Consider the following 12,084-nt stretch of genomic DNA (forward strand, 5'->3'; position numbering starts at 1 on the left):
GAATCTGATTACATTTGGTTACACACATGAATAACCAAATGAACTCAAGAAGGGATTTTTTAAAAAAAGCAGCCATACTATCTGGCGCAGCAGGCCTGCCCAACGTTGTTCCGATGTCGATACAAAAGGCAATGGCCATCAGTGCAGATCCGGGAAGTACCTTTTATGATGCGGAACATATTGTATTTTTAATGCAGGAGAACCGCTCGTTTGACCATATGTTCGGGCGCTTAAAAGGGGTACGTGGTTTTAACGACCCCAGGGCTTATACTTTGCCTGATAAGAACAAGGTCTGGCTGCAGAAAGATAAAGAAGGGAAGACTTACGCTCCATTTCACGTAGATATCAATAAAACAAAAATTACCTGGCAAGGCGGATTGCCACATTCCTGGAACGACCAGGTTGCTGCGCGCAATAACGGGCGCTATGACAAATGGGCACCCGTAAAAAGTCTGATGTCGCTGGGTTATTATGATCGTTCGGATGTTCCTTTTTACTACGCAATGGCAGACGCCTTTACCATATGCGACCATCATTTCTGTTCTTCATTAACAGGAACAACACCAAACCGGTTATTTTTCTGGACCGGCACCATCAGACCTGAGCAGAACGGCACGTCTGTAGCCGCAGTAAACAACTCACAAGCCGAGTCTCGCAACAATGTATATGTAGACTGGCATACCTTCCCTGAACTGTTGGAAGACCATAAAATCAGCTGGAAGATTTACCAGAACGAGATCTGGACGGCAGACCTGCAGGGAAAAGATGTAGATTCCTGGCTGGGCAATTATGGAGACAATGCCATTGAGTATGTCAAAAGGTACAATGTAAAACTTTCTGCTTATTTCAGAAAAAATGGCGACAATACCGCAAAACCAGCATTGAGTGCCGAGCAGGTAAGGGCCAGGTATGAAAAACTTTCTGACAGGGAAAAGAACCTGATCGATAAGGCTTTTGCTACAAATATCAATGCACCAGACAATTACCTGGAACTGGCCCCTTTTTCGTACACCGATGACAAGGGAGAAAAGCAGACCATGGAAATACCGAAGAATGATATCTTTTACCAGTTCAGGAAAGATGTAGATGAAGGTAAACTGCCAACGGTATCATGGCTGGTAGCGCCAGAGAATTTCTCTGATCATACCAGCGCCCCGTTGTATGGTACATGGTACGTATCGGAAACCATAGACATTTTAACCAAAAACCCAGAAGTCTGGAAAAAGACCATTTTTATCCTGACCTACGATGAGAATGATGGGTATTTTGATCACCTTCCCCCATATGTAGTTCCCAAACCCAATGCCGCAGATACGGGAAAAGTATCCCCGAAAATAGACATTGCCCCAGATTATGAGCTTAAAAAAGACAGTCCCATTGGCCTGGGGTACAGGGTGCCCATGCTGATCGCTTCGCCATGGAGCAAAGGTGGGTATGTGAATTCGCAGGTATTTGACCATACTTCCTGTTTGCAATTCCTGGAGCATTTCCTGAGTAAAAAAACAGGAAAAACCATTAAAAGCAATAACATCAGCAGCTGGAGAAGGGCGATCTGCGGTGACCTCACCTCGGCCTTCAGACCTGCAAAAGAAGCGGGAGATCATATTCCTGCCCGGCTTAAGAAAGAGGAAGTGATTGTCAGCATCAACAATGCAAGGAACAAGCCTCCGCAGGTTAAGCCAGATCCTTTAAAAGCGGAAGACATCGAAAAGATCAATGCTAATCCATCCTTTTCTCCGCTATCTTCTCCATTTATGCCGCAGCAGGAAAAAGGCACCAGCCTGGCCTGTGCATTACCTTATCAATTGTTTGCCGAATGCCAGCTAGATGCAAAAAAACAGCACATTCAGCTTTATTTTGAAAGCGGAAAAGGAAATTTCGGACAAAAAACTGTTCCTAAAGGTGCACCTTTTACTGTATACACCACTGATGTTTACAAAGGCGTAAACGGAAAAAACTGGAATTACGCTTTAACCGCAGGAGATCAATTGACTGATCAGTTGAAGCTTGAGCATTTTGCCGATAACAATTACGACATACAGGTAAGTGGCCCAAATGGATTTTTCCGCCGTTTTAAAGGCAGTAAAAATGATCCGTCGTTGAAAACCAACTGTAATTATGAAAATACCGGCTTCCTGAGCAAAAAACCAAGCGGCAATATTGAATTGCTGCTGGAGAATACGGGAAAAAAGGAGCTGAAACTGGAGATTAAGCATAACGCTTATAAAAAACCGCTTGCGGAAGTTGTGTCACTTACTCCTGGCCAGAAAACCAAACTCGTGCTCGACCTGAAAAGCAGTTCAGGCTGGTACGATTTCAGCATTATGGTAAATGGTGATGAGCAGTACAGCAGACAGTATGCAGGTCACGTAGAAACCGGGGAAGATTCGATCACAGATCCATTTATGGCTGGCCTGTTATTGTAGTTTCGGCTGGATCAGGTTGTTTTTCAGGGTCCAGCTGAACTTCCACATCGTTTACTTTTTTAGCAAACATGATGGGGTAAAGGAACCAGAGTGCACCTACCAGGAACAGAAGCCCCGACAATTTAAGCACATATACACTATATGCAGCATTAGTAGGTTCTATAAGCTTATAGGCCACTAATCCGATAACGCCGAGCAAAATGACGTATACCGCTTTCTGAAGTCTCAATACTTTGATCATAACACCTGTTTTAGGTTACGTTATGAAATAACAAAGAACAAGCTGTCCGGTTTTAAATAAAAAATCCTTTTAAGCATGAAGTGTTTGCTTGTTTGATGGAATTGCTAGGTTTGTGAGTATGATTTTCAGAACTGCAGAACACTCAGATATTAAACAGATGCAGGTAGTGAGACACCTGGTTAAAGAAAATACCTTAAGCAATCCCGATCTCGTTTCTGATCAGGATGTAGCCTATTACATTTCGGAGAAAGGAAAGGGATGGGTTTGTGAGGTGAAGGGCCAGGTTGTAGGCTTTGCAATTATCGACCTGTTAGAAAAGAGTGTATGGGCATTATTTGTAGATCCGGATTTTGCGGAAAAAGGAATAGGAAAGGAATTACATCATCTGATGATAGATTGGTATTTTCAACAAACCAAAGATAAGGTAGTTTTGGGCACAGCTCCAAATACACGGGCAGAGCGGTTCTATAAGCTTCAAGGTTGGACTCCTGTTGGCAGGTATTCAAATGGAGAGACTAAATTTGAACTCAGTTTCAATGATTGGGCCTCCAGATAGATGATCAGCGACTTATTCTGCAGATCAATCCAGATTAAACTTCCGTATATCATTTGCTTTCCAGGCAATATAGCCCAGCTGTGCACATTTATCGGCTACCGTATGTATTACATGCTCGGGCACCTCATTAGTTATACGCCATCTGATAGCATAACTGCTGTTATAGCTCAGGTAAACCGTCAGGTCATTACAATCCCTTACCTCGCGCAATTCTTTTTCTAGCAGTACCTGTAAATCTGCTGCCAAACGCTCCAGCCGCTCATTCATCATGCGGGTAAGGGGCGCTTTAGGCCTGGCTTCAAAATCAATAATTGCCAATACAGTAACGGTATTCATCCAGTGTGGTTATTTTACAAATATGGCAGAAGTTTATCATTATCACAACTTAAAGCTTTAGCAATTTAACACTTCAATTTTTCATTAGAAAACCTTAGCTTTGCATCCTTAATTTTTGGAGATACTTGATTGATGTATAGGGAATTTAAACAACTGGAACTAGCTAAAATAAGCGAAGAGATACTTGATTTTTGGAAAGCGGAAAACATCTTTGAGAAAAGCATTTCAACCAGATCAAAATCTAACCCTTTTACTTTTTATGAAGGCCCCCCTTCTGCCAACGGAATGCCTGGTATTCACCACGTAATGGCAAGGGCTATTAAAGATATTTTTTGCCGGTACAAGACCCTTAAAGGTTACCAGGTTAAACGTAAGGCCGGATGGGATACCCACGGATTACCTGTAGAACTGGGTACCGAAAAAGAGCTGGGCATTACCAAAGAAGACATTGGCAAGACCATTTCCGTAGAAGATTATAACGAAGCCTGTAAAAAAACGGTAATGCGTTACACCGATGTGTGGAACGACCTTACCGAGAAAATGGGTTATTGGGTAGATATGGACGACCCGTATGTGACCTACAAATCGAAATACATGGAATCGGTTTGGTGGCTCCTAAAAGAAATCTACGATAAAGGCCTGCTTTACAAAGGCTATACCATACAGCCCTATTCTCCAAAAGCAGGAACAGGCTTAAGCTCGCACGAGGTTAACCAACCGGGCGCCTACCGTGATGTAACGGACACAACTATTGTAGCCCAATTTAAAGCCCTGGCACATACCCTGCCCGCTTTTTTACAAGGACAGGGCGATATACACCTGATGGCCTGGACTACAACTCCATGGACCCTTCCATCCAATACTGCACTTACGGTAGGGCCAAAAATAGATTATGTACTGGTAAAAACATTTAACCAATACACCTTCCTTCCGGTAAATGTAATTTTGGCAAAAGCACTTGTTGGCAAACAATTCAGCAAAACATATTTTGAAAGCGCTGCCGCTGAAGATTTTGAGAACTTTAAGGAAGGAGATAAAAAGATCCCTTACCAGGTTTTAGCGGAATTTAAAGGTGCCGATCTGGTTGACATCCGCTACGAACAGCTTTTACCGTATGTGTTGCCGTATCAAAATCCTGAAAATGCATTCAGGGTAATATCCGGCGATTTCGTAACCACGGAAGACGGAACAGGTATTGTTCATACTGCCCCTACTTTTGGTGCAGATGATGCGCGGGTAGCCAAAGAAGCCGTACCTGAAGTACCACCGATGCTCGTACTGAATGAAAACGGCATTCCGGTGCCACTCGTAGATCTGCAGGGTAAATTCACTTCGCATCTTGGCGAGCTGGCTGGCAAATATGTAAAGAATGAATATTACGATGCAGGCCAGGCACCTGAAAAATCGGTTGACGTAGAAATTGCTATCCGCTTAAAAGAAGAAAATAAAGCCTTTAAAGTAGAGAAATACCTGCACAGCTACCCGCACAGCTGGAGAACTGATGAACCACTTTTGTATTACCCGCTGGACTCCTGGTTCATTAAGGTTACCGACGTGAAAGACCGGATGTTTGACCTGAATGAGACCGTCAACTGGAAACCAAAATCGACCGGGGAAGGACGTTTCGGCAACTGGCTGAAAAATGCCAACGACTGGAATCTTTCACGCTCCAGGTACTGGGGCATTCCATTGCCCATCTGGCGAACAGAAGACAAAAAAGAAGAAGTGATCATGGGCTCTGTTGAACAGCTGTACCATGCCATAGAAAAATCAATAGCTGCCGGATTCCAGAAAGAAAACCCTTTTAAAGGTTTCGAAATTGGAAACATGTCGGAAGCCAATTACGATTTGGTTGACCTGCATAAAAATGTAGTGGATGAAATTGTCCTGGTCTCAGCATCGGGCAAACCAATGAGACGTGAGAGCGACCTGATTGACGTGTGGTTTGATTCGGGCGCCATGCCGTATGCACAGTGGCACTACCCTTTCGAAAACAAAGATAAGATCGATAACGGTACTGACTTCCCGGCAGACTTTATTGCTGAAGGGGTTGACCAGACCCGCGGATGGTTTTATACCCTGCATGCCATAGGCACACTGGTTTTTGATAAGATTGCCTATAAAAATGTGGTTTCTAATGGCTTGGTACTTGACAAAAACGGCCAGAAAATGTCTAAACGTTTGGGTAATGCAGTAGACCCTTTCAAAACCCTGGCAGAATACGGGCCTGATGCCACCCGCTGGTACATGATCTCGAATGCCAATCCATGGGACAACCTGAAGTTTGACATTGAAGGGATTGCCGAGATTCGTCGTAAGTTCTTTGGCACACTTTACAATACCTACGCTTTCTTTGCCTTGTATGCCAATATAGATCGCTTTGTATTTGATCAGGAGAAGCTTACCCCAATTGCTGAACGCAGCGAACTGGACCGCTGGATCTTATCCTTACTGCAAACATTGAAAGCGGAAGTAGATGAAAGCTATAATGCCTATGAACCTACCAAAGCCACAAGGGCCGTACAGGCTTTTGTTGATGAGCACCTTAGCAACTGGTACATTCGCCTGTCGCGTCGTCGCTTCTGGAAAGGTGAAATGACTGCCGATAAAAAAGCCGCATACGAGACTTTATATACCTGCTTAACAAGCGTGGCGCAAATGATGGCACCTGTAGCGCCTTTCTTTGCCGATTGGCTGTTCCGCAATTTAACGGTGGGCGACAAATCCAACCCGGTGGAATCTATTCACCTGAGTTTATGGACTGATGCCGATGTTGCGCAAATTGACACCGAACTTAACGAAAGAATGCAGCTTGCGCAGGACATTTCATCAATGGTATTGTCGCTCCGTAAGAAAACGGGCATCAATGTGCGTCAGCCCCTGGCTAAAATTTTAATCCCGGTGCTGGATAACAAATTTGCAGAAAGGGTGGAACTGGTAAAAGACCTGATCTTATCGGAGACCAACATCAAAGCGATTGAATACATCACTGATACTGCGGGATTTATCAAGAAAAAAATCAAACCCAATTTCAAAGCCTTAGGGCCTAAAGTTGGCAAAGACATGAAAGCGGTTGCCGAAAAAGTGAGCAATATGAGCCAGGAAGAGCTGGTAGATTTTGAAAATAAGGGCAGATATTCAGTTAGCGGCACGGATTATGTTATTGAGCTGAGCGATGTGGAGATTATTGCAGAGGATATTCCAGGATGGCAGGTAACCAATATGGGCAGTTTAACCGTAGCACTGGACGTGTCGATTACCGATTCCCTTAAGCAGGAAGGTTTATCGCGCGAGCTGGTTAACAGGATCCAGAACCTGAGAAAGGAACTGAATTACGAAGTTACAGACAGGATTACAGTTACTTTACAAAACCATAACCTGATTGCAGATGCGGTAGCTCAAAATAAACCCTACATTTGCGCTGAAATTTTGGCAGATAATATTAACTTAACAGAAACTTTAGCTAACGGAAACAAAATAGTAATCGAGGACGTTGAACTACAAATTTTGATTGCACAACAATAATTATTATGGAAAAAGAGAAAACAAGGTATTCTGACAGTGAATTGCAGGAATTTAAAGAATTGATCCAGGAGAAATTGAGAATGGCAAGAGAAGAATTTCTTGATCTGACCAATTCATTGAGCAGTCCTAATTCTAACGGAACAGAAGATACTTCTGGCACCTACAAAACACTGGAAGATGGTTCGGCAACACTTGAAAAAGAGCAATTGAACCAGCTGGCAGCCCGTCAGAAAAAATTCATTGAAAATTTAGAAGCAGCACTGGTCCGTATTGAGAACAAGACTTACGGCATTTGCAGGGAAACCGGCAAACTGATCCAGAAAGAACGCCTGCGCGCAGTTCCTCATGCTACATTAAGTATGGAAGCTAAACTGAAGCAGTCGTAATGAAAGGCTATACAAAACCTTTATTGATCATCTTTCTTGTATTACTGGCCGACCAGGTTTTAAAGACCTGGATAAAGACCAATATGTACCTTGGCCAGGAGTTCAAAATTATTGGCAACTGGTTCATTATCCACTTCACCGAGAATAACGGAATGGCCTTTGGATTGGAATTTGGTGGTGAATTTGGCAAGCTGGCTTTATCCCTGTTCAGGATTGCAGCAGTAGCGGGAATCGGCTATGGCTTACATTACCTGATCCAGAGAAAATACCACCGGGGACTGATCCTTAACGTAGCCCTGATCTTTGCGGGCGCACTGGGCAACATCATTGACTCTGTATTATATGGCAAGATCTATGGTTATGCCAGCTTGTTTCATGGCCGTGTGGTAGATATGTTTTATTTTCCGCTGGTGCAGGGTGTTTTCCCTAAATGGGTCCCGATATGGGGAGGTGAAGATTTTATCTTCTTCCGTCCGGTGTTTAATATTGCCGATGCAGCCATATCTGTTGGTGTAATATTGATCCTGATCTTCCAGAAATCCTACTTCAAAGAAGAAGTAGTTGAAGAAATTGGACCTAATAATGAGATGGTTGAAGATTAATTCATAAAAATTGCACGTGTAGATATGGAATTGGTACGAAAGTTTCATCTATATATCAAATACACAAAAGAAATATTTACATTATGAAAAAGTTATTAAGCCTTGCCATCGTTGCCTTATTTAGTGTTAGCGCTATGGCCCAACAAACAGACCTGCGCAGGAAGATCAACGTTAGCGGTTCCGCAGAAACTGAAGTTACCCCGGATATCATTTACATCAGCATTTCTTTAAAGGAATACCTGAAAGATGGAAACAGCAAGAAAAAAGTAGACATTACCACCTTGGAAAATGAGCTTTTTAATGCAGTACAGAAAGCCGGACTGGATAAAGAGAACTTAACGATCAACAACCTGTCCAGCTACACTGCAGTTGCTGAAAAAAAGAAAAACCCGGATTACCTGGCCAGCAAACAATACCGCCTAAAGGTAAGCGATCTGAACAAATGGAATGCAATTATTGGCAGTGTTGACCCTAAAGGGGTTGCTTATACCAATATCGACAGCTACGATTACTCCAAAATTGAAAGCCTGAAAAAAGACCTTAAAATTAAAGCTTTGCAGGCTGCTAAAGCCAAAGCAACTTATTTAGTTGAAGCCATCGGCGATAAATTGGGAGCTGCGCTGGATATTCAGGAGATCAATAATGAGATCTACCCTCAGCCAATGTACCGCAATGTTATGATGATGAAAGCAGAAAGTGCAGATATGGCTGGCGCTGCCGCCCCTGAGATCGATTTCAAAAAGATTAAATTAAACTACGTAATGAATGTAGTATTTGAGATCAAATAACATAAACCTGACCTGTAGAGTATACAGTTTTCATAAAAAATAATGCAATGAACCTACCAAAACAAATTGGTAGGTTTTTTGTTGTTTAGTTACTTTATACTGTTAAACCACAAATCAATAAACCATGAAAAGATTAATTTATACTTTGGCTCTCCTTTTTACGCTCACTATCAGCACAAATGTTGTTTCGGCTGCCGACAGCAAAAAAGCAAAAACTGAAATGACTGCTGAACAAAAGGCTCAGTTAGATAGGATTAAGACCCGTGTGGAAGAAATCAGGGACATGGATAAATCGGATCTCTCCCGCGAGGAGCGAAAAGAATTACGTAAAGAATTAAGAGAACTTAAAAAAGAGGCACGCGCAATGAGCGGTGGTGTTTACCTTTCGGTAGGTGCGATCATCATCATCATTTTATTGCTGATCCTTATCCTATAGTATTATTAACTAACCCTAACATCTACCTGTTAGAAACAAAAGCTTCCCCATGGGGAAGCTTTTATGTTTTAATCGATATACTCGAAGCCCGTATATTTAACCAGCGCCTCCGGAATTTTAATCCCCTTCTCGGTCTGGTTATTTTCCAGGATTGCAGCTACGATACGTGGTAAGGCCAGGGCGCTTCCATTTAAAGTATGCGCCAGCTGGGTTTTCCCCGTTGCACCTTTAAACCTAAGCTTTAACCTGTTACTCTGATAGGTCTCAAAATTGGAAACAGAAGACACCTCCAGCCAGCGTTGCTGTGCGGCACTCCATACTTCCATATCATAGGTCATGGCTGCTGTAAAACTCATATCGCCTCCACATAAGCGCAATACACGGTAATGCAATCCAAGTTCCTGGAGCAATGACTGTACGTAGGCGCTCATTTCTTCCAATACCTGATAAGATTGCTCAGGATGGACGATCTGAACCACCTCTACCTTATCAAACTGATGCAGCCTGTTTAAGCCACGCACATGTGCACCATAAGAACCTGCCTCTCTGCGGAAACATGGGGTATAGCCCGTATTCTTAACGGGCATTTCCTCTTCTTTCAAAATCACGTCCCTGTACAGGTTTGTTACCGGCACTTCGGCCGTTGGGATGAGGTAAAGGTTATCTATGCCCACATGGTACATCTGGCCCTCTTTATCCGGTAGTTGCCCTGTACCAAAACCTGAAGCTTCGTTTACCAGATGCGGCACCTGCATTTCACGGTAGCCTTCTGCAGTGGCATGATCTAAAAAGAAATTGATTAATGCACGCTGTAAACGGGCACCTTTGCCTTTATAGACCGGGAACCCTGCTCCTGCAATTTTGGTCCCCAGTTCAAAATCTATAATATCATATTTCGCAGTCAGCTCCCAGTGTGGCAATGCCTGATCAGGCATTACTGCAGGCTCCCCATGCGTATATACAATCTCATTTTCTTCGGGTGTACTACCAGCCTTTACCAGGTGATGCGGAAGGTTCGGCAATTGTACAATCAGGTGATGCAATTTGTCTTCAGCAGCACTAAGCTCATCGGACAAACTTTTAATCTGCTCTTTGTTAGCCGTAGTCTGGGCCTTTAATGCCTCAGCTTCATCCTTTTTTCCGGCACGCATCAACTCACCAATTTGTTTTGCGCTCGAATTTGCAACAGCAGAGAGGTTATCCAACGAGGTTTGAAATTGTCTTCTTTCTTCATCGGTTTTAATAATCTCATCAACCAGCTCTGGTTGTTTGAAGTTTTTGAGGCTTAAGCCTGCTAAAACTTTCTCTCTGTTTTCGCGGATATAGTTAACTTGCAGCATTATTTATTTTTTTACAAAGATAAGATTGATTTACATGCCCGGCAAACTATTTCTTGTTCCCACCCCTATTGGTAACCTGGAGGATATGACCTTCAGGGCCATCCGGATTTTAAAAGAAGCGGATGTGATCCTGGCCGAGGATACCAGGACCAGCGCGCCCATGTTAAAGCATTTTGGGATAGACAAAAAGGCATATTCCCACCATCAGCACAATGAACACCAGGCCACATCAGAGATCGTCAGATTTTTGAAAGAGGGAAAAAATGTGGCCCTTATTTCCGATGCAGGAACACCAGCCATATCCGACCCGGGTTTTTTCCTGGTAAGGGAAACCTTAAAACACGATCTGGAAGTGGAATGCCTGCCCGGGGCAACGGCTTTTGTACCTGCCCTGGTAAATTCCGGGTTGCCAAACGACACCTTTGTTTTTGAAGGTTTTTTACCCGTAAAAAAGGGAAGACAAACAAGACTGAAAAAACTGGCAGAAGAAGAACGGACTATGATATTTTATGAAAGTCCGCACCGTTTGCTAAAAACCCTGGAAGAATTTGCGCAGTATATGGGAGCAGAGCGACAGGCCTCAGTAAGCCGGGAACTGACTAAACTGTATGAAGAAACAGTAAGAGGTACACTCACAGAAATTAAATCACATTTTGAAAACAATATATTAAAAGGGGAATTTGTAATTTGTGTGGCCGGACGTGAGGAAGTAAAGAAGAAAAACAAATATAAAGACGAACTGGAATAAAGGTTCAATTTTTGATAACACAGTATTTAAACAGAAACAGAATGATATTAATAGATAGATTTTTAAGTGACGAACAAGACCCAAAGGCCGTTGAAAAAGTTTTGGGCAAACTAAACGATATGCTGACCAGCAATGAGGAACTGATTTACATGGCCGTACAAAAAAAGCCAGCGGTAAACCTGCTCCCCGATTGTATAGCCGTTAGTAACAAGCGTATTTTTTATTGCGAACCGGGCAATTTCGGGATCACCATGAATTTTAAGGACATTTCCTGGAAGAGCATTAAAGAAGTTTCTTTTAAGGAAGAAATTTTTGGCTCTAAGTTTATATGCGTGCCTTTACACGGGGAAAACATCATTACTGAGTACATCCCTAAGGTACAGGCCCGCAAACTATACCAGGCAGCTTATGAGCAGTTGGAGGCCTTTAAGGAACAGCAGCGACAGGCGGAACTGGAAGAAAGACGTTCCTCAACTTCGCCGGTAACGGTAAATACTGCTCCTGCTGAACAGCCTGTGGTAGAGGATGAACCAAAGTCATTTTTCTCGCAGCCACCTGCTCCGGCGCCCGCAGAAGAACCTGAGGATGAGACTACCTTAAAGCTGAGAAAATTGAAAGGCCTGTACGACAAGCACCTGATTACACAGGAGGAATATGAAGCAAAAAAAGCAGACATTTTAGACAGCTTATAAGCCTGCTG

At 43.1% G+C, this 12,084-nt stretch carries 12 protein-coding genes; 9 read left to right on the forward strand and 3 right to left on the reverse strand.

The genetic code is table 11. From position 1 onward, the window contains the following. Positions 1-38: 38 nt before the first annotated feature. Positions 39-2,426, forward strand: coding sequence for a phosphocholine-specific phospholipase C (locus B9A91_RS08050; RefSeq protein ID WP_084237840.1), 2,388 nt, complete (start codon positions 39-41; stop codon positions 2,424-2,426). Here B9A91_RS08050 and B9A91_RS08055 read toward each other — a convergent pair. Beyond that, positions 2,404-2,667, reverse strand: a complete 264-nt coding sequence (locus B9A91_RS08055; RefSeq protein ID WP_084237841.1) for an isoleucyl-tRNA synthetase — start codon at positions 2,665-2,667, stop codon at positions 2,404-2,406. The genes B9A91_RS08050 and B9A91_RS08055 overlap by 23 nt on opposite strands. A gap of 118 nt (positions 2,668-2,785) precedes the next feature. On the opposite strand from B9A91_RS08055, the gene B9A91_RS08060 reads away from it, so the two are divergent. Further along, on the forward strand, positions 2,786-3,223 hold the full coding sequence (locus B9A91_RS08060) for a GNAT family N-acetyltransferase (RefSeq protein WP_084237842.1): 438 nt from the start codon (positions 2,786-2,788) through the stop codon (positions 3,221-3,223). 24 nt (positions 3,224-3,247) lie between these two features. Here B9A91_RS08060 and B9A91_RS08065 read toward each other — a convergent pair whose 3' ends face one another. After that, entirely contained in the window at positions 3,248-3,559 is a 312-nt protein-coding gene (locus B9A91_RS08065; RefSeq protein WP_084237843.1) for a hypothetical protein, read from the reverse strand. Between the two features lie 132 nt (positions 3,560-3,691). Between B9A91_RS08065 and ileS the strand changes: the two genes are divergently transcribed. The 5 genes from ileS to B9A91_RS08090 all read left to right on the forward strand — a co-directional run bounded on the left by ileS (position 3,692) and on the right by B9A91_RS08090 (position 9,296). Continuing rightward, on the forward strand, positions 3,692-7,084 hold the full coding sequence (gene ileS / locus B9A91_RS08070) for an isoleucine--tRNA ligase (RefSeq protein ID WP_084237844.1): 3,393 nt from the start codon (positions 3,692-3,694) through the stop codon (positions 7,082-7,084). A gap of 5 nt (positions 7,085-7,089) precedes the next feature. Further along, positions 7,090-7,470, forward strand: coding sequence for a TraR/DksA family transcriptional regulator (locus B9A91_RS08075; RefSeq protein ID WP_084237845.1), 381 nt, complete (start codon positions 7,090-7,092; stop codon positions 7,468-7,470). After that, positions 7,470-8,072: a lipoprotein signal peptidase gene (locus B9A91_RS08080; RefSeq protein ID WP_084237846.1), complete on the forward strand. Its 603-nt coding sequence runs from the start codon at positions 7,470-7,472 to the stop codon at positions 8,070-8,072. Before B9A91_RS08075 ends, B9A91_RS08080 begins: the two co-directional genes overlap by 1 nt. Before the next feature lie 83 nt (positions 8,073-8,155). Beyond that, the gene (locus tag B9A91_RS08085) at positions 8,156-8,860 is read left to right on the forward strand and encodes an SIMPL domain-containing protein (RefSeq protein WP_084237847.1); all 705 of its coding nucleotides are present in this window, start codon (positions 8,156-8,158) and stop codon (positions 8,858-8,860) included. 124 nt (positions 8,861-8,984) lie between these two features. After that, positions 8,985-9,296 (forward strand): OmpH/Skp family outer membrane protein, encoded by a 312-nt coding sequence (locus B9A91_RS08090; RefSeq protein ID WP_084237848.1) that lies wholly within the window; start codon positions 8,985-8,987, stop codon positions 9,294-9,296. 68 nt (positions 9,297-9,364) lie between these two features. Here the strand turns inward: B9A91_RS08090 and serS are convergent, their stop codons facing one another. Further along, on the reverse strand, positions 9,365-10,636 hold the full coding sequence (serS, locus tag B9A91_RS08095) for a serine--tRNA ligase (protein WP_084237849.1): 1,272 nt from the start codon (positions 10,634-10,636) through the stop codon (positions 9,365-9,367). 34 nt (positions 10,637-10,670) lie between these two features. On the opposite strand from serS, the gene rsmI reads away from it, so the two are divergent. Together rsmI and B9A91_RS08105 are read left to right on the forward strand one after the other, a co-directional pair. Beyond that, the gene (gene rsmI, locus B9A91_RS08100; protein WP_084237850.1) at positions 10,671-11,384 is read left to right on the forward strand and encodes a 16S rRNA (cytidine(1402)-2'-O)-methyltransferase; all 714 of its coding nucleotides are present in this window, start codon (positions 10,671-10,673) and stop codon (positions 11,382-11,384) included. A 41-nt stretch (positions 11,385-11,425) separates the two neighbouring features. Next, positions 11,426-12,076, forward strand: a complete 651-nt coding sequence (locus B9A91_RS08105; RefSeq protein WP_084237851.1) for a PH domain-containing protein — start codon at positions 11,426-11,428, stop codon at positions 12,074-12,076. The last annotated feature ends 8 nt before the right edge of the window (positions 12,077-12,084 follow it).

Source organism: Pedobacter africanus, from assembly GCF_900176535.1.
GTDB classification, from domain to species: Bacteria; Bacteroidota; Bacteroidia; order Sphingobacteriales; family Sphingobacteriaceae; genus Pedobacter; species Pedobacter africanus.

What these genes read in the sequence shown, in the direction of transcription:
- B9A91_RS08075 (WP_084237845.1), top strand. Translation starts at nt 7,090, where the DNA reads ATGGAAAAAGAGAAAACAAGGTATTCTGACAGTGAATTGCAGGAATTT.
- rsmI (WP_084237850.1), top strand. Translation starts at nt 10,671, where the DNA reads ATGCCCGGCAAACTATTTCTTGTTCCCACCCCTATTGGTAACCTGGAG.
- B9A91_RS08080 (WP_084237846.1), top strand. Translation starts at nt 7,470, where the DNA reads ATGAAAGGCTATACAAAACCTTTATTGATCATCTTTCTTGTATTACTG.
- B9A91_RS08065 (WP_084237843.1), bottom strand. Translation starts at nt 3,559, where the DNA reads ATGAATACCGTTACTGTATTGGCAATTATTGATTTTGAAGCCAGGCCT.
- B9A91_RS08060 (WP_084237842.1), top strand. Translation starts at nt 2,786, where the DNA reads ATGATTTTCAGAACTGCAGAACACTCAGATATTAAACAGATGCAGGTA.
- B9A91_RS08050 (WP_084237840.1), top strand. Translation starts at nt 39, where the DNA reads ATGAACTCAAGAAGGGATTTTTTAAAAAAAGCAGCCATACTATCTGGC.
- serS (WP_084237849.1), bottom strand. Translation starts at nt 10,636, where the DNA reads ATGCTGCAAGTTAACTATATCCGCGAAAACAGAGAGAAAGTTTTAGCA.
- B9A91_RS08055 (WP_084237841.1), bottom strand. Translation starts at nt 2,667, where the DNA reads ATGATCAAAGTATTGAGACTTCAGAAAGCGGTATACGTCATTTTGCTC.
- ileS (WP_084237844.1), top strand. Translation starts at nt 3,692, where the DNA reads ATGTATAGGGAATTTAAACAACTGGAACTAGCTAAAATAAGCGAAGAG.
- B9A91_RS08105 (WP_084237851.1), top strand. Translation starts at nt 11,426, where the DNA reads ATGATATTAATAGATAGATTTTTAAGTGACGAACAAGACCCAAAGGCC.
- B9A91_RS08090 (WP_084237848.1), top strand. Translation starts at nt 8,985, where the DNA reads ATGAAAAGATTAATTTATACTTTGGCTCTCCTTTTTACGCTCACTATC.
- B9A91_RS08085 (WP_084237847.1), top strand. Translation starts at nt 8,156, where the DNA reads ATGAAAAAGTTATTAAGCCTTGCCATCGTTGCCTTATTTAGTGTTAGC.